At 47.6% G+C, this 17115-nt stretch carries 14 protein-coding genes; 7 read left to right on the top strand and 7 right to left on the bottom strand.

The features are described 5' to 3' along the window. Positions 1–336: 336 nt before the first annotated feature. Positions 337–1410: a GGDEF domain-containing protein gene (locus CSX02_RS11990; protein ID WP_099386844.1), complete on the bottom strand. Its 1074-nt coding sequence runs from the start codon at positions 1408–1410 to the stop codon at positions 337–339. Positions 1411–1542: 132 nt separating this feature from the next. On the opposite strand from CSX02_RS11990, the gene CSX02_RS11985 reads away from it, so the two are divergent. Beyond that, complete coding sequence (locus CSX02_RS11985) at positions 1543–1773, top strand: purine biosynthesis protein PurH (protein WP_099386843.1); 231 nt, start codon at positions 1543–1545, stop codon at positions 1771–1773. Between the two features lie 16 nt (positions 1774–1789). Here CSX02_RS11985 and CSX02_RS11980 read toward each other — a convergent pair whose 3' ends face one another. The 6 genes from CSX02_RS11980 to CSX02_RS11950 all read right to left on the bottom strand — a co-directional run bounded on the left by CSX02_RS11980 (position 1790) and on the right by CSX02_RS11950 (position 8836). Continuing rightward, positions 1790–2377, bottom strand: coding sequence for a thiamine phosphate synthase (locus tag CSX02_RS11980; protein ID WP_242970483.1), 588 nt, complete (start codon positions 2375–2377; stop codon positions 1790–1792). Further along, positions 2370–3644: a 2-iminoacetate synthase ThiH gene (thiH, locus tag CSX02_RS11975; RefSeq protein WP_099386842.1), complete on the bottom strand. Its 1275-nt coding sequence runs from the start codon at positions 3642–3644 to the stop codon at positions 2370–2372. The genes CSX02_RS11980 and thiH overlap by 8 nt, the downstream gene beginning before the upstream one ends. A 9-nt stretch (positions 3645–3653) precedes the next feature. After that, complete coding sequence (locus CSX02_RS11970; RefSeq protein ID WP_031542857.1) at positions 3654–4418, bottom strand: thiazole synthase; 765 nt, start codon at positions 4416–4418, stop codon at positions 3654–3656. Further along, the gene (gene thiF / locus CSX02_RS11965; protein ID WP_099386841.1) at positions 4411–5046 is read right to left on the bottom strand and encodes a sulfur carrier protein ThiS adenylyltransferase ThiF; all 636 of its coding nucleotides are present in this window, start codon (positions 5044–5046) and stop codon (positions 4411–4413) included. Before thiF ends, CSX02_RS11970 begins: the two co-directional genes overlap by 8 nt. A 1-nt stretch (position 5047) precedes the next feature. After that, on the bottom strand, positions 5048–5260 hold the full coding sequence (thiS, locus tag CSX02_RS11960; protein ID WP_242970482.1) for a sulfur carrier protein ThiS: 213 nt from the start codon (positions 5258–5260) through the stop codon (positions 5048–5050). 1185 nt (positions 5261–6445) lie between these two features. Then, positions 6446–8836 carry an HD-GYP domain-containing protein gene (locus CSX02_RS11950; RefSeq protein ID WP_207653788.1) on the bottom strand — a complete coding sequence of 797 codons (2391 nt, stop codon included), beginning with the start codon at positions 8834–8836 and terminating at the stop codon, positions 6446–6448. Positions 8837–8949: 113 nt separating this feature from the next. Between CSX02_RS11950 and CSX02_RS11945 the strand changes: the two genes are divergently transcribed. The 6 genes from CSX02_RS11945 (at position 8950) to CSX02_RS11920 (ending at position 17111) form a co-directional block, all read left to right on the top strand. Next, the gene (locus CSX02_RS11945; RefSeq protein WP_031542866.1) at positions 8950–9399 is read left to right on the top strand and encodes an Lrp/AsnC family transcriptional regulator; all 450 of its coding nucleotides are present in this window, start codon (positions 8950–8952) and stop codon (positions 9397–9399) included. 44 nt (positions 9400–9443) lie between these two features. After that, positions 9444–9755 (top strand): acylphosphatase, encoded by a 312-nt coding sequence (locus tag CSX02_RS11940; RefSeq protein ID WP_099386839.1) that lies wholly within the window; start codon positions 9444–9446, stop codon positions 9753–9755. 13 nt (positions 9756–9768) lie between these two features. Continuing rightward, positions 9769–10698: a cysteine synthase A gene (gene cysK, locus CSX02_RS11935; protein WP_099386838.1), complete on the top strand. Its 930-nt coding sequence runs from the start codon at positions 9769–9771 to the stop codon at positions 10696–10698. A 24-nt stretch (positions 10699–10722) separates the two neighbouring features. Further along, complete coding sequence (locus CSX02_RS11930; RefSeq protein ID WP_099386837.1) at positions 10723–13785, top strand: HD domain-containing phosphohydrolase; 3063 nt, start codon at positions 10723–10725, stop codon at positions 13783–13785. A gap of 74 nt (positions 13786–13859) precedes the next feature. Further along, positions 13860–15545 (top strand): methyl-accepting chemotaxis protein, encoded by a 1686-nt coding sequence (locus CSX02_RS11925; RefSeq protein WP_099386836.1) that lies wholly within the window; start codon positions 13860–13862, stop codon positions 15543–15545. Positions 15546–15746: 201 nt separating this feature from the next. Beyond that, complete coding sequence (locus CSX02_RS11920) at positions 15747–17111, top strand: PTS mannitol transporter subunit IICB (protein WP_099386835.1); 1365 nt, start codon at positions 15747–15749, stop codon at positions 17109–17111. Positions 17112–17115 lie beyond the last annotated feature (4 nt).

Genomic DNA, 17115 nt, shown 5'->3' with positions numbered 1-17115 from the left:
CGCGAGGATGCGCAGAGATTTGCATATGAAATATGTCAGCTACGCTGACGCAAATCTCGCGCCAAGTCTCGCAAGCGAGACTTGAACTGTTGCCATTCACCGCATTCGCCTGTACAATTTTGAAAAAAGTTTTATGGTTGGCGGACACTCAAAAACTGTCGTATATGTACTTCTCATCTAAGGGATACACGGGTGAATTGGAGTGAGCTATGCAAACGGAGTCTGAACCCGGGTATCCCTTAGACTGAGGAGTACATAATATCAATAAATTAAGTGTCCGCCACTTCATAAACCTTTTTTCAAAATGGTTCATTCATCAAAAGAGAGACCGGATTCCTAATTCGGAATCTCGGTCTCAAGAATAACCTGGTTGCGACCATGGTCTTTTGCATAATAGAGCGCATGGTCAACCCGGCGTATGGTCTCGTGATAATCTTCGCCATGATACTGGCAGACACCGATGGAGACGGTGATCGGTTCGATTCCGGTCTCGACTTTGGAGACGCGTGAACGAATCTCTTCTGCGGTCGCACGACCCTGTTCAAGCGTATAGCCCATGAGGAATACGACGAATTCCTCGCCGCCCCAGCGGATAATATAGTCGGTTTCTTTAACCGTTTTGCTTATGGTATCGCAGAGCAGCTGGAGAATGTGGTCTCCGGCTTCGTGGCCGTAGGTATCATTGACATTTTTGAATTTGTCCAGATCGAGCATCAGTACGACAATGTCATCCGAAAAATCATGTTTGAGCGTCGGATGATCCTGATTCAGAATCCGTGTCAGAATCTTGCGGTTGTAGGCGCCGGTCAGCTGGTCTGTGATGGAATTATGTGCGACATCGCGCAGCATGAGATAATGATCCTGGTATGCTTTTTCGTTGATGTAAAGCATCAATACGCATCCGATGAACAGCGGCGCGGCAAGCGTCAGCATCATATCAAAGGTTGCATAGTGAATCCACAGATTGGACAGGATGATATTGGCAAAAAGCAGACCGTGTGCAACAAGATGATATTTGATCGGCATCGCCATGCCGACAGCCAGAAAGGCAAAGTGCATGATGATGAATCCTTCTCGTGCAAAATCACGGTTCGGCAGATAGACAATCGTCCAGATGGTAGCCCACATGGCAATATGTGGAAACAGATAATACAGAATCGCGCCGACCTTATAGCTTTTGATATGTTTGTTGACAATCAGCAAAAACAGAATCGGAACGATGACACTGAAACGCGGAATCACGGTTTTGTAAGCAAAATGTCCGAAAATCTGACAATCGGTAACAAAATAGGTTGTCTGCATCAAAACAGTCAGAATCGCCGAATAGAAGCTGACCGTTCGAAAATAATCAAATTTGGATTGATAGAAGTCTTCCCTAAGCGCCCTATCAATGCGTAGTGATGTAATCATATTTACTTCCCCTCAATAAAATAGACTGCATACTATTTTAACATGAGATTTGTAAAATGGATATTATGAATTTTTGATAATTGTGCTATATTTTGTAATATATTTGTTGTAAAAATCAGAAAGGAAAAATAAATGTCATACTTAATCAAAGATACCACAAAGGAAGAAAGAGAACAGATTGTAAGAGAATCATTAGGCAATATCGACGCCAACTGCGATGGCTGCATGGCGGGACTTGCCGAAATGTATGATGATTATATTGAAGGCAAAAAGGAATTGCGCGAGATCAATATGGAATTTCAGGCGCGCTATGTCAAAGACGACGATATGGAATATCGCGGTGGACATAGCTGCGTCATGTAAAATCCCGGACATTTGATTACGGAAGTTGCATAAACCAGGACATCATGCATCCGCCGGCCGCGCCTGCGTCGAGGATGGATTGGAGATTGTCCGGTTTGATGCCGCCGATGGAATATACGGGAATCCTGCAGGCACTGCATACTTCCCGCACAAATTGGATGCCTCTGCCGGCAAGACCCGGCTTGCATTCTGTCTCAAAGATGGTGCCCAGCACGATCTGTGTTGCGCCGAGGCGCTCGGCTTCGAGGCTTTCATCAAGACTGTGGCAGGAGACACTGCGAATGCGGTATGCAGACAGCAGGTCCGGTTCTTCTTCTGCATATTTGCAGAATTGCGCAAAAGGCAGATGGATGGCATCGCAGTCAATGCGCGGTCCTGTTTCGATATGTCCGTGCAAAAGCATGGGCACTTCATATTGTCGGCACAGGGTTAGCACAGACTGCGCGAGCATTTCATAAGCATCCTCATCCAGATCTTTTTCGCGCAGAATCAGCGCACGCGGGTGATGCTGCAGAATCTTTTGAATCTGCAGCAGATATTCATTTTTAGCAAGGTTGCGATTCGTAATCGCGATTGATTCTTTACACATCGATTCTTTAGACATAGATATAATCATTTAATACCGGTTGCAGACCGCCGTTTTCCATGTCATGATACATTGCCTTGATGGAGCGGCTGTCATTGATTTCGAACTGTTCATCACCGGCATCTTTGTTGTCGGCACAGTCCGGATGTTCTTTGTCATATTTTGACTCATGATCCCCGATTCCGGTGGATACTCCAGCAGAAACTTTCGTTGCACAAATCTTGGTAATGCCGTTGCGAAAAGCGGCAGATTCACGGCTTGAGACCGTAATTCCGGCAAATGGCAGGAAGATGCGATAAGCACACAGGACCTGACACAGCTCGCGTTCACCGACATCGCGCGGATTGATGCGGTCATTGTTGACAATCGGGCGCAGACGTGGACAACTCAGTGAGAGTTCCGCATGCGGATACTTGCGATTGAGATAATAGACATGCAGTCCTGTGGCCAGTGCATCCTTGCGGAAGTCATCGAGCCCGAGCAATGCAGAGAAGCCTGCACCGCGCATGCCGCCCATCAGGGCGCGTTCCTGCGCATCAAAGCGATACGGCCAGACACGCTTGTGACCGAGCAGATGCAGGGTTTCATATTTGTCCGGATTGTAGGTCTCCTGAAAGACGGTAACATAGTCGACTCCGCATTCATGCAGATAGCGATATTCATCCACATTGACAGGATAGATTTCGATACCGATGTTGCGGAAATATTTGCGTGCGATTTTGACCGCTTCGCCAATGTAATGAACATCGGAATATTTGCGGCTTTCGCCTGTGAGCATGAGGATTTCTTCCATTCCGGTTGCGGCAATGACCTGCATTTCGTGCTCGATTTCTTCGAATGAGAGCTTTTTGCGACGAATGTTGTTATAGCAGTTGAATCCGCAGTAAACACAATAATTCTGGCAATAGTTGGCGATATACAGCGGTGTAAAAATGTAGACTGTATTGCCAAAGTGATTGCGTGTCACGAGCTCTGCCTTGCGCGCCATCTGCTCGAGATAAGGTGCGGCAGCCGGGGAGAGGAGTGCTTTGAAATCCTCAATCGAACAGCGCTCATTGGCTAGCGCGCGTTCCACATCGGCGGCGGTATAATTGTCATAGTCGTAGGCTGCCATTGCAGCAAGGACCTTGTCCTTGATATCGGAGGAGAGCACCTCCATACCTGGCATATAAGCCATGTGGTCGGTTCGGGTGGATGGATCCTGCTCTAATGCATGTTTGCGTGCGAGTGCCTCAGGAGGCAACTCGTCGCTGTCGATAAAATAAATCTGATTCTCTTCGTTCATGGCTGCCTCCTAACGCAGGAAACCGGTCAGCGGATCCGATGCGCTGCCGCCTCTGGCAAGCACGCGCCCCATACCGGTCAGATAAGCTTTTCGTCCTGCTTCGATGGCAAGCTTGAATGCGGATGCCATATCCGGGATATTTCCGGCAGTGGCGATTGCGGTATTGGCCATGACTGCGGCGGCTCCCATCTCCATTGCTTCGCATGCCTGAGACGGTTTGCCGATGCCCGCGTCTACGATGATCGGCAAATCGATTTCATCAATCAGAATCTGAATCATTTCTCGTGTGGCGAGACCTTTGTTGCTGCCAATCGGTGCGGCAAGCGGCATGACTGCGGCGGCTCCGGCACTTTGCAGATCGCGCGCAACATTGAGATCCGGATTCATATACGGCAGCACGACAAATCCTTCATTTGCAAGGATTTCTGTGGCTTTGACAGTCTCCTGATTGTCGGGAAACAGATATTTTGCGTCGCGCATGATTTCAACTTTGACGAAATCTCCGCATCCCATGGCACGGGACAATTTCGCAATCCGGACAGCTTCCTCGGCATTGCGCGCACCGGAAGTATTCGGCAAAAGAGTGACATGCTCAGGAATGTGGTCGAGGATGTTTTCACTTTCCTGCGTATTTGCGCGTCTGAGCGCAAGCGTGATAATCTCGGCTCCACCCTGTTCTACGGCTGCCTTGATCAGGTTCATATTGTATTTGCCGGAGCCAAGGATAAAGCGGCTGCCAAATTCCCTGCCTCCGAGGATCAAAGGATCATTCATGGTTTCCCTCCTGTAATATCAATTCAAGTATTTTGTTGGCCTGGTGGCCTGCGCAGATTGCCACGCGTGGTGCCACAAGCCCGATTCCGTTTCCGACATCCGTCTGACGGTCGCCACAGACATACAGTCTGCGCATCATTTGTCTGGTCTCGATTGCGTTGGAATTGCCGATGCCGGCCATCCCGTTGCCGGAAACCACAGTGGCATTCGGCAGCTGTGCCAGAGTCTGCTGCACCAGCATAGCCTTCTGGTCCGGTTTGTCAAAGGCTTCACAGATGAGTGGGAAGCCGTCAAAAATCGGTACAATATTGTCTGCCGTGACTTTGGTAAATACCGTTTCGTATTTCAAATACGGATTAATGTGATTCAAAATATCCAGCAAAGCATCCGGCTTTGGCTGGCCCAGATGCTGAATCTGATACATCTGGCGATTGAGATTGGTCACATCGACCCGGTCAAAGTCAACCAGTTTCAAATGTCCGACGCCGCTGCGCGCCAGCATAACAGCAATATTGGAGCCAAGGCCGCCTAATCCCGCAATTGCGACCTTTGCCTCTCTCAGTTTGTCTTTGATTTCATGCGGGAATCGTGCATCAAAGGCAGCATCCAAGGTTTTTTGATCAATCATTTCAGCCACCTCCCACAAATCGTAAAACTTCTATTGCATCTTCATCCTGAATCACATGATTGCTCAGTTGATCGCGTGGGATGATTTCAAGATTCTTTTCGACGACAATCCGCGAAAGATCAAATCCGGCATCCTGCAAATAGGATTGCAGATTCTGCCCTGCCGCATCATGCGGCTCTCCATTGATGGTTACCATATCAATTGCTCCTTTCATTTGCTCCTTTCATTTGCCTTCCATGCACATCATTTATTTCAATTGGAACTTGCTTCGCAAATTTCCACAAAAAAACGTCTGCGGACTATCCGCAGACGCTAAAATTGTTCATGATATTGCGCAGGATAGACTTCACTTATAATCCAGCGCCTTTTGTGTCGGTGAAAAGTGGTGCTCCCGATTCACCCAACAGTGATTATACTCATTTCTGCACCATGTTACAACCAAATTCTTGCGATTTCATATCATTTTATTACCATTCACAGCCTGTAATCTTGAAATAACATCCTCGCCCCATGGACCCGGTAAGCCCTTCAGGTTTATGAAGTGGCGGACACTTAATTTATTGATATTATGTACTCCTCAATCTAAGGGATGCCCGGGTTCAGACTCCGTTTGCATAGCGCACTCCGATTCACCCGGGTATCCTTTAGATGAGAAGTACATATACGAAAGTTTTGGGTGTCCGCCAACCATAAAACATTTTTTTTCAAAATTGTACAGGCATTCAAAAGACACTTGTCAATCAAGATGCGAGCTTTTGCATATATGAAAACCTGATATGTAATGACCTTTGTCAAGAGGCAACTAGGGTTCGTATGCATCCCAGCCCAGCAAAAGCATACGAACGAGCCGCAAAACCTAGGGTTCGTATGCATCCCAGCCCAGCAAAAGCATACGAACAAGCCGAAAAACCTAGGGTTCGTATGCATCCCAGCCCAGCAAAAGCATACGAACAAGCCGAAAGACCTAGGGTTCGTATGCATCCCAGCCCAGCAAAAGCATACGAACGAGCCAAAAAACCTAGGGTTCGTATGCATGCCAGCCCAACAAAAGCATACGAACGAGCCGAAGAAAACCTAGGGTTCGTATGCATCCCAGCCCAGCAAAAGCATACGAACAAGCCGAAAAACCCAGGGTTTGTATGCATCCCAGCGCGGCAAAAGCATACGAACAAGCCGAAAAACCTAGGGTTCGTATGCATGCCGGCTCAAAAAAACCTAGGGTTCGTATGCATCCCAGCCCAGCAAAAGCATACGAACGAGCCGAAAAACATAGGGTTCGTATGCATCCCAGCGCGGCAAAAGCATACGAATGAGCCAAAAAATAATCGCAAAATGGTTCAGGGCTTACCGGGTCCATGGGGCGAGGATGCTACTGTAATGAATGCTGTGAATTTTGGCATCAATTTGTGACATGAATGTTGGTCAGGGCAACCTGATCTCCGGTGAGTGCACCGTAGATGGCATCCACATTGTCCTGGATTTCTGTGACGCAGTGGATTATGATGCCCCCATTTTCGGAATCAATGGTGATTCTGTTTCCGCTGCGCTTGATGTTGATGATGAAATCAAGCCCTGCCTTGTTTTCGGTTTTCCACTGCTCCCAAGTGCCGAAGTCTTCGGAATGCTGTACCATCATGGTGTTTTTGACATGTGCATCGGATTCCCAGTTCTCGCCATCCATGCGAACCAGCACAAATTCACGGTAGCCCGGACCTTTGACTGTGCCGTCAGTCGAACTGAAGATGTTGATATACGGACAATGCCATACGAGGTGTGCGGTAGGCAGGCTCATGGAATGGAAGCGGATCTGCGTGCCATCGACGATTGGGAAAGGTTCCGTAAATGCCTGGCACCAGCCGTCAATCTGAACATTTGACAGATCGCCGCGCGGCATGTCTTTGATATAGCTGATTTCTTCGGCGATGCGAGGAATGTAATCGTCGGCCACATCCTGTTCGCCTTTACGCACCTGAGAAATCGTGATGTCGCAGTGGACACCGGTCAAAGACAAATAGGCAAATCGGGTGCTGTCCGGAAGGGCAATGATGATATCATTTGTATTTTCATAATTGGTTACGCGCAGCTGGAGATGATCCTTGACGCGCACAGCATCAATTTCATATGCAATTCCACGACGGTCCTGAGAAATCGGCAGACTGCCCTTGGTACTGGTCTGTTTGTAATTGCGGCAGCCCACAGCCTCAAAGGTTCCGTCAAAATCAAGCTTTCCGTATTCAAAATACATCAAATCCTTGCGCAGCTTGTCTTTTGGACCATGGACACGACCGTCTAACGCATCAAAGAGGAGCAGGGTTGGCTTGGCCTGTTTCTCATCGTAACCGGACATCGGGCGTACGTGGACGCGAATATGAGTCGGCGCCTGCGTAAGCAGGATGCCCTGAGAGCATTCGTTGCCGATGTCGACACAGTGAAGTTCGTTGTGCTTGGTCAGCGAACCTGCATCAGACTGCTCTTTCATGCCGTATTCCGTATCAAGGTCAATCATATGAAGCATGATTTTGGCAAAGCGTGCGTCAAACTGTGTATCGAATCCCTTGATGATTTCTTCGCGGACCTTTTGCTGTGGAATCGGATCACGGTAGCTTCGTTTGGATGTCATGGCATCATAGGAATCCGCGACAGAAATGATGCGCGCAATTTCAGGGATGTCATCCCCGATCAGTCCGTCCGGATAGCCGCGTCCGTCATATCGTTCATGATGATAATGGGCGCCGATACTCAGGTATGGAGAGACACTGATGCTCGAGAGAATCTGATTGCCGATGACCGGATGGCGCCGAATGGCATCGAATTCTTCATCCGTCAGTCGTCCGTCTTTGTTGATAATCGCATCCGGAACACCGATTTTGCCGACATCATGGAGCAGTGCCGAGAAATAGATTTCTTCACATTCTTCCTCCGTCTTGCCGGCAAGACGCGCAATCTCTCTGGAATATTCCGCAACACGTGTGGAATGTCCGTGTGTATACTGATCCTTCGCATCGATTGCGGATGCAAGTGCTTCTGCGGTCTGTTCGAAGAGGTTATGGATCTTTTCCTGCTCGTCTTTCAAGTATTCGATTTCCATGCGGTTGGCTTTTTCCGCCCGTTCATTTAAGTCCATCAGAACAAAGATAAACAGCATGACAAAGATGCCGACCGTCGAGATGTTGATGACGGACAGACCGTAGGCAAAAAGCTGAATCACCGAACCGAACATGGTGATCAGCGTAAATATAATAATCGGAATATAGATTTTGCGGCTGATTTTGGAATGAATCTGAAAAATCAATGACAATTGCAGCATGGTGATCATGACCGGGAACAGGTAGCTCAGCAAAAAGCCCGGAGCACGCTGATAATTGTTTGATGCATCGAAGGTATAATAGAGCCCCGTGAATGCGGAAATAATCAACAAAATAGTGCCGAGCGTAAACAGAACTTCACAAACAATCAGTCGACGCGGTGCTTTTTGCAATTCTTCGACCGTGTGATACAGATCAATCAGGTAAATAGTAAGGACATGCAGCAAGAACAAGGTCAAAAAGTAGACCAGGAAATTGCTGATGCGAACCGCCCAGAACCCGAAGGTGCTCGTATCCCCCCTGTAAATATATGCTGCGCGGTCGGACAACAGAAGAAACATTGCTCCGATTTCCATCGAAACAAGAATCCGTTTTCGCGACTTGGAAATGGATGTTGTCATAAGCGCAAGAAGCGCCAGTATACCGCAGGCACCACTCAGAAACAGCATAATTGAAAGCTGGTGTGCTCGTAAAAATTCCCACATAGTTAAACCCTCCAAATTTACATAACCATGTTCTTATTTTAAGACTCTTACGAAAATAACTCAATTGCTTTTATTTGATTGCGATACGAAACCGGTTAGGATATAATCGAGCTATGATGGACGATAAGAACAAGAGGATAATTGAATTACTGGAGCAGGATGGGCGCATGACCTATCAGGAGATCGGAAACCGTCTGGGCATTTCACGCGTGGCAGCCAAAAAGCGCGTGGAGAAACTGGAAAAAAGCGGTGTGATTGCCGGATATCGCGTGCTGGTTCGTGAGGATGATATTGTCATTCTTTTGATGGATCTGGCGATTTATCCGGAGCATTATCAGGCGGCGATGGATTATTTTTCCAACCGGATTCCGGAGGCAGTGCAGGTCCTCGGATATGGTGACGCAAATCGGATTCAGGTGCAGCTTCGCTCATCGAGCGTGGAGCGGCTGAGGCAGATTGCGGCCCAGATTCAGACGGACTGTAAGCCGTGGTTTCAGAGTTGTAACTGTCGGGCGGTAAAAGAAGTCGGAAAAGACTGGTTTTCATTTTCAAGTCAGCCATAGAGTGATAGAATAAAACCGGAATCGTTTTCTGCGAAAGAGATAAAATGGAGAAAATCAGGAAACACATTCGTGTACAGGGCTTTGTGCAGGGCGTCGGTTTTCGCTACAGAGCAAGACAGGCGGCCGATTATGTGGGCGTGACCGGCTGGGTGCGCAATGACGCGGACGGAGCAGTGACCATGGAGGCACAGGGCACGGAAGAACAGATTGATACAATGCTTCTGATGATACAAAAAGGAGCATTTGTGAATATAGAACAGCTTGAAGCCAAATCGATTCCACTGGTGGAAGAGGAATATGGCTTTGAAATCCGTGAGTCAATGGGAGACTATTTCGGATTTTGGAATCGTAAATAAGAGAGGAAATATAATGGTTTACAACAACATACTGGAGGCTGTCGGACATACGCCGATGATACGGCTGAACCGTATGGCGGAGCCGGACAGTGCAGAGATTCTTGTGAAATTTGAAGGAGTCAATGTTGGCGGTTCCATCAAAACCCGTACCGCGCTTGAGATGATTCAGGCGGCGGAAAAGGAGGGGCTTTTGAATGAGGACACCATCATCGTTGAACCGACAAGCGGGAATCAGGGAATTGGCCTGGCGCTGGTCGGAGCGGTCAAAGGATATCGCACGATTATCATTATGCCGGATTCGGTGAGTGAGGAGCGCCGCAAGATTGTGCGCCATTACGGAGCGGAAGTAAAACTGATCCATGACGCCGGAGACATCGGCGCATGCATCGAGGAATGTCTGCAGACCGCACTGCGCATGCAGGAAAAGAATCCGAATGTCTTTGTGCCGCAGCAGTTTGCAAACCGCAACAACATCCGTGCGCACAAGAACCATACCGCACTGGAGATTATGGAACAGGTTGCAGGGCCGATTGACGGATTTTGTTCCGGAATCGGAACCGGAGGTACCATCACCGGAATCGGCGAAGTATTAAAAGCACAATATCCGGAAATCGAAATATGGGCGGTAGAGCCTGAAAATGCAGCGATTCTCGCCGGTGGAACCATCGGGACACATTTGCAGATGGGAATCGGCGATGGCATCATACCGGATATTTTGAATCAAAACATATATGACGAAATTTATATCATCACCGATGAGGAGGCGCTGAATACATCCAAGCGCCTGGCCAAGGAGGAAGGTCTGATGTGTGGAATATCAAGCGGAACCAATGTGGCAGCCGCAATTAAACTGGCCAAAAAACTCGGGCCGGGAAAGACTGTTGTGACGGTATTGCCGGACACGGCAGAAAGATATTTTTCAACACCTTTGTTTGAAGAATAAAATATTTTTGGAGAAAGCAGAAACATGAAACGAGATTTTTTGAAACCGATTGTAAAACGCTGTGCATGGGCACTGTTGGCGGGAGTTATGGTGATAAACAGTGTCATTCTCGGGGACGAGAGTGACGAGTCGTCGGAAAGCAGAAGCATTGGAGGTGCGGCTGCGGTGACCGGACAGGCAGAAGGGGTGGATTATTCCGCAATTCTGTATGACGAATCAAACGGACTTCCGACCTCGGATGCCAATACGGTTTATGCAACCAGCGACGGATTTATCTGGATAGGAGGTTACAGTGGTCTGATTCGCTATGACGGCACCAATTTCAGCCGTCACAGTTCATCCGGAGGGGTTGCGAATGTTAACGCACTTTATGAGGATCATCTCGGACGAATTTGGGTCGGCACAAATGACAACGGCGTTGTAATGCTCGAAAAAGGCCACAGTATGCATTTCACCCATGCAGACGGCCTGACCTCTTCGACCATCCGCACCATTTCGGAAGATGGACTCGGAAATGTATATATGGGGACGACACAGGGAATCTGCTATATCGATTCCGAAATGAAAATGCATCGCCTTCATGACATCCGAATCAGCAATGCATATATTATCCGCCTGATTACGGATGCCAACGGAAATGTATACGGATGCGCGAGAACCGGCGCATGCTTCCGCATCAGAGACGGAAAAGTCAATGCCCATTTCAGCGGTTCGGACCTTGGAATCGGCGATATCACAGATATTTATACGAAGCCGGATTCATCAGACAAGGTATACCTCGGCACCAGTCATGGACTGTTTTGCGAGGGAAGCTTTGAACGCCGCTTTGCGGATCTGCGCAAATGGCGCGTGCGCGATGCCGACAACCCGGAGAACAGGATTGACACTTCCATTAACTGGATTACCTATGCGGCAGACCGGTTCTGGGTGCTTTCGGATGACAAGGTTACCTACCTCGATCCGGAGGGAAAGTTTCATTTCCTTGAAGATTTGCCGGTGAACAGTTCGCTGCGCAATATGACGGAAGATTACGAGGGCAACCTTTGGGTTTCTTCGGCGCGTCAGGGTGTCATGAAGATTGTGGCCAACAAATTTTCCGATGTGTCGGAACAGGCGGGGCTCGAACCGAGTGTAGTCAATACTACCTGCCTCAGAGACGGCACACTCTATATCGGTACCGACAGCGGCCTGCAGATCATCGGGACAGACCAGAAGCCGGTAACCAACAAATTGACCGAATATATCGGGGACAGCAGAATTCGCTGCATCATGAAAGATTCCGATGACAATCTGTGGATCTCCACTTATACGAATGATGAGGGACTGATTTGTTACTCGAAGAACAATGAAATCCGCGCATATACCACGGAAGACGGTCTGCCGAGCAACCAGACGCGAGGAACCAAGGAGGCAAAGGATGGTTCCATCCTGGTGGCGACCAATCTCGGACTGGCTGTTTTGCAGGATGGCAAAGTCAAAAAAGTATATGACGAAAATGCAGGATTGCGCAACAGCGTCATCCTGACAGTGGAAGAAGGCGCCAACGGAGAGCTTTATCTCGGCACCGACGGCGATGGAATATATGTGATTGAGCATGATGTGATCAAGACCATCCGACGCGAAAACGGACTGACCAGCGATGTCATTATGCGCATCAAGCGGGATGACGAAAACGATGTCTACTGGGTGATTTCTTCGAATTCGCTTTCCTATCTCAAGGACGGGGAAGTGCATACGGTTGACCAGTTCCCATACAGCAACAACTATGATATCTATTTGGACAATAACGGAAATGCATGGGTGCTTGCATCCAACGGAATCTATGTCGCAAATGTCAAAGCAATCTTAAGCGGCGATGAGTTTGAATATTTCTTTTATGATATTGCATGCGGTCTGCCAAGTTCGCCGACGGGAAATTCATATTCCGAACTGACAAAGGATGGCGTCCTGTATGTGGCGACACGAACCGGCGCATGTCGGGTTAATATCAACCAGTATTTTGAAAAGACACATGATATTCGACTGATTGTACCTTATATAGAAGCGGACGGAAATTATTATTTCCAGGAAGATGATCATGCATTCCATATTCCGGCCTCTTCACGTGTCGTGACCATATACGGATTTGCACTGACTTATTCCATGGTCAATCCGCGCATCTCATATTGTCTGGAAGGCTTTGAGGATTCCGAGACAATGGTGGACAAAAAGGATATGGCCGAGGTTCGCTATACCAACCTCAAAGGCGGCGAATACAAATTCTGTATGTCGGTTGTCAATGCCTCCACCAAAAATGTACAGCAGGTGGCGAGTGTCAAAATTATCAAAGAAAAAGCATTCTATGAATGGGTGTGGTTCAACCTGTTATGTCTGTGTATTCTGCTCATCCTGGCATGGGCGCTGGTGCGACTGTACATCGGACACCGCACCAAGATCTATAAGCAGCGCGAGCAGGAAGGCAAGACATTTGTCCGCGAGATGACGGAAGCATTCGCAAAGACAATCGATATGAAAGACCGTTATACGAATGGTCACTCCAAACGTGTGGCGGAATATACAGCAATGCTGACCGAAGAACTTGGCTATGACAATGAGACGGTGGAAAAATATTACAACATTGCATTGTTGCATGATATCGGCAAAATCGGTGTACCGTCTGAAGTGCTCAACAAGCCTGACACACTGACGCCGGAAGAATATGACATCGTCAAATCACATTCCATACTCGGATATAATGTATTAAAAGATATCAGTATTATGCCGGAGCTGGCAATCGGCGCAGGCGCACATCATGAGAGACCGGACGGAAAGGGGTATCCGAGAGGTCTCAAAGAAGATCAGATTCCGCGTGTGGCGCAGATTATTGCAGTTGCGGATACGTTCGATGCAATGTATTCCGAGCGTCCGTATCGCAAGCGGATGAAGTTTGAAAAGATTGTGGAAGTCATGATAGAAGTATCCGGCACACAGCTGGCATCCGACGTGGTCGACGCATTTTTGCGGCTGGTGGAAAAAGGAGAATTCCGTGCACCGGATGATGAAGGAGAGGGAGTAACAGAAGTAATAGACAATATTGAAAAATCATAATTGACTGGCACTATTACATAGAATTATAATATTGTATATACAATTATAACCAAAATGAATAAGGGAGGGTTTTTATGGCAAATCAAGCGACTCGAAAAAAGGGCACAATCGCACAGGCCCTGAATGGCTTCTCAGGTTTTACCATCAAAATGTTTCTGGGTAGCGCAGTGCTGATGCTCGTATTTTTGGCTGTCATTGCAGTGAATTTTTTGAATTTCTACAATGTACAGTTTGTGACGGAAAAGTATCAGATGGAAATCCGCAAGGATGTGCAGACAATCAACAAGCGTTTGCTGTTCGCGTTGGCGTCCAATGATGCAGAGGTCACGGCAGCACAGGCCGAAGACCTCGAATCACGATTTGAGAAAATCAGCGGATATTTCTCAACGATTTCAAAGAATTTGCATAATGAGGAACTTGGCCAGCGACTGGATACAAATTGGAATGCGTTTAAGGACGCCTCCTTTGAGATGATCGATTTGATCAATGCAGGCGATATCAGCGGTGCATTGGAATATTACAATGCAAAATTAAATGATGTGTCCGAGACTCTGGCGGATTCGCTTGATGAGACAGGTAACCTTGCAGAGGAAGCGGCACATTCCAAGTATGTGGCGATTCTGGTAATCATGGTTATCGCAGTGATTGTACTTTTGGTTGCACTTGCTGTGATTGTGATGGTAAATCGCAGGCAAAGCAAGAATCTGATTCATGACATTGAGGAAGATCTTAATGTATTAATTGAGGCAAGTTCGGAACTGGCCAAAGGAAATGTACATGTGGAAATCGACTACGATGTGGACAACGAGATTGGAAAGGTAGCCGATCAGCTTCGTGCGGCCGTTCGTGCACTCGTATCTTACATCGACAAAATCGGAGATGTCATGTCGACCATGGCCGGCGGCAATTTCAATATTGTATTTGAAGAAGAATTTGATGGCGATTTCAAAGCCATCCAGGATGCCATCGAGAGCTTCTCCCGTGAGATTTCCGATTCCATGAATGAGATTATGGAAGTATCCGGAATGGTTTCCGAGGGTGCAACGCAGATCGCAGGTGCCGGACAGAATCTGGCGGATACGGTTACAAATCAGGCGACCATCGTTGACGAACTGTCCGTGACGGTCAACCAGATTACCGATCAGATTTCAAGCAATTCAACAGATGCGGAAAGCATTTCCCGCGAAGTAGAAATCGTGGCGGAAAATATTGTCGAAGGAAACCGCAAGATGCAGGAAGTAGTGACTGCGATGAATGCGATTTCCGATTCTTCACAGGAGATTTCAAAGATCATCGATACCATCAATTCGATTGCAGATCAGACCAATCTGCTTTCCCTGAATGCGAGCATCGAAGCAGCGCGCGCAGGCGAAGCGGGAAAGGGCTTTGCAGTTGTTGCAACAGAAGTATCGCAGCTGGCGGGACAGACGGTTCAGGCAGCTCAGAGTACTGCGGAATTAATCAATACCTCTCTGCGCAGCGTGGCAGACGGCATTTCGGTTGCAAACAGCACCGCGGAAGAACTCAGTGGTATGGTATCGCAGGTACAGGGTATTGCTGACAAGGTGAAACTGATTGCGGAAGCATCCACCTCTCAGGCAACTTCTGTCAAAGATATGTCATCGAACATCGGACAGATTGCATCTGTCGGACAAAATAATGCTGCCACCTCGGAAGAGTCACTTGCGCTTAGCTATGAGATGAGCGATCATGCAAAATCATTGCGTGGTCTCGTAGAGCGCTTTGAATTAAAAGAATAAGATGTACATGAAAGGGCTGACTCCTGTCGGTCCTTTTTTGTTCATTTTTAAATTCTGTCACTTTCATATGGGACAAAAGTTGAAGATGTATTGTTTGAAACTTTACGGATGGCATGCTTTAATGAGAGTAACAGGAGGATTCTTCTTGAGGAAAACAATGTGCTGACGAGCACGAGGATTAAAGTTAAAGGAGAAGGTATAATGAAACAGAAAATTCAAAGTTTCGGCCGTTTCTTAAGTGGAATGGTCATGCCAAACATCGGTGCATTTATCGCCTGGGGCTTAATCACCGCACTCTTTATCGCAACGGGATGGATCCCGAATGAAAAGTTAAGTAGTATCGTATCACCTATGTTGACCTATGTGCTTCCGACATTGATCGCTTACCAGGGCGGTAAGATGGTCGGCGGAGAGCGTGGAGGTGTCATGGGTGCAATCATGACCATCGGTGTCATCTGCGGAACAGAATACACCATGTTCATGGGCGCAATGATTGCCGGACCACTTGCCGGATGGATCATTAAGAAATTTGACAAGGCAGTTGAAGGAAAAATTCCTGCCGGATTTGAAATGCTTGTAAACAACTTCTCAGTAGGTATCTTCGGTCTGGTACTTGCCATCATCGGATTCTTCCTGATTGGACCGTTTATGGGTGCTGTACTTGCAGTATTAAATGCAGGTGTTGATGTATTGGTAAATCACGGATTGCTTCCGCTGGTATCCATTTTCGTAGAGCCTGCAAAGGTACTCTTCCTGAATAACGCAATCAACCACGGAATCTTTACTCCACTTGGAGCAGAGCAGGTTGCTGAAGCAGGAAAGTCTATCTTCTACATGATCGAGACCAACCCTGGTGCAGGTACCGGTGTATTGGTTGCTTACTGGTTATTCTCAAAGGATCGTGTGACAAAAGCATCCGCTCCTGGAGCACTTGTAATTCACCTGTTAGGTGGTATTCATGAAATTTACTTCCCATATGTATTGATGAACCCGATTCTGCTTCTTGCTACCATCGGTGGTTCCGTAGCAGCAATGTTCTTCAATACCATTTTAGGACTTGGACTTTCAGGCCCTGCATCACCGGGAAGCGTAATCGCTTATGTCGGAATGGCTCCTAAGGGATCAACCGTATTGGTATTGTTAAGCGTAGTAGTAGCAGCTGTTGTATCATTCCTGATTGCAGCTCCACTGATTAAGTTAACAAACGGAAAGCAGTCTTTGGAAGAGTCTCAGAGCCAGATGAAGGCAATGAAGGCAGAGGCAAAGGGTGTTACAGTTGATGCAGCAGATGTAAAGCACATCGTATTTGCATGTGATGCCGGAATGGGATCATCCGCAATGGGCGCAACCGTATTAAAGAAAAAGCTGGCAGCAGTCGGACGCGATGATATCGAAGTAACACATGCTTCTGTATCTGAAATCCCTGCAGGAACCCAGATCGTTGTCACCCACAAAGACTTGCAGGAACGCGCACGCAAGAGTGCACCGCAGGCAAGACTTGTATTGATTTCAAACTTTATGTCAGCACCGGAATACGATCAGCTGGCACAGGAATTGTCGCGATAAATCA

The sequence above is a fragment of the Agathobacter ruminis genome, assembly GCF_002735305.1.
GTDB classification, from domain to species: domain Bacteria; phylum Bacillota; class Clostridia; order Lachnospirales; family Lachnospiraceae; genus Roseburia; species Roseburia ruminis.
Note: the sequence above shows the minus strand (reverse complement) of the source record. Positions and strands in the feature narration are given on the sequence as shown.

Bases quoted from the DNA above. Each gene is read 5' to 3' on its own strand.
- cysK (WP_099386838.1), top strand. From the start codon at position 9,769: ATGGTTTACAACAACATACTGGAGGCTGTCGGACATACGCCGATGATA.
- thiH (WP_099386842.1), bottom strand. From the start codon at position 3,644: ATGAACGAAGAGAATCAGATTTATTTTATCGACAGCGACGAGTTGCCT.
- CSX02_RS11940 (WP_099386839.1), top strand. From the start codon at position 9,444: ATGGAGAAAATCAGGAAACACATTCGTGTACAGGGCTTTGTGCAGGGC.
- CSX02_RS11970 (WP_031542857.1), bottom strand. From the start codon at position 4,418: ATGAATGATCCTTTGATCCTCGGAGGCAGGGAATTTGGCAGCCGCTTT.
- CSX02_RS11925 (WP_099386836.1), top strand. From the start codon at position 13,860: ATGGCAAATCAAGCGACTCGAAAAAAGGGCACAATCGCACAGGCCCTG.
- CSX02_RS11985 (WP_099386843.1), top strand. From the start codon at position 1,543: ATGTCATACTTAATCAAAGATACCACAAAGGAAGAAAGAGAACAGATT.
- CSX02_RS11945 (WP_031542866.1), top strand. From the start codon at position 8,950: ATGATGGACGATAAGAACAAGAGGATAATTGAATTACTGGAGCAGGAT.
- CSX02_RS11920 (WP_099386835.1), top strand. From the start codon at position 15,747: ATGAAACAGAAAATTCAAAGTTTCGGCCGTTTCTTAAGTGGAATGGTC.
- CSX02_RS11950 (WP_207653788.1), bottom strand. From the start codon at position 8,836: ATGTGGGAATTTTTACGAGCACACCAGCTTTCAATTATGCTGTTTCTG.
- thiS (WP_242970482.1), bottom strand. From the start codon at position 5,260: ATGAAAGGAGCAATTGATATGGTAACCATCAATGGAGAGCCGCATGAT.
- CSX02_RS11990 (WP_099386844.1), bottom strand. From the start codon at position 1,410: ATGATTACATCACTACGCATTGATAGGGCGCTTAGGGAAGACTTCTAT.
- CSX02_RS11980 (WP_242970483.1), bottom strand. From the start codon at position 2,377: ATGTCTAAAGAATCGATGTGTAAAGAATCAATCGCGATTACGAATCGC.
- thiF (WP_099386841.1), bottom strand. From the start codon at position 5,046: ATGATTGATCAAAAAACCTTGGATGCTGCCTTTGATGCACGATTCCCG.
- CSX02_RS11930 (WP_099386837.1), top strand. From the start codon at position 10,723: ATGAAACGAGATTTTTTGAAACCGATTGTAAAACGCTGTGCATGGGCA.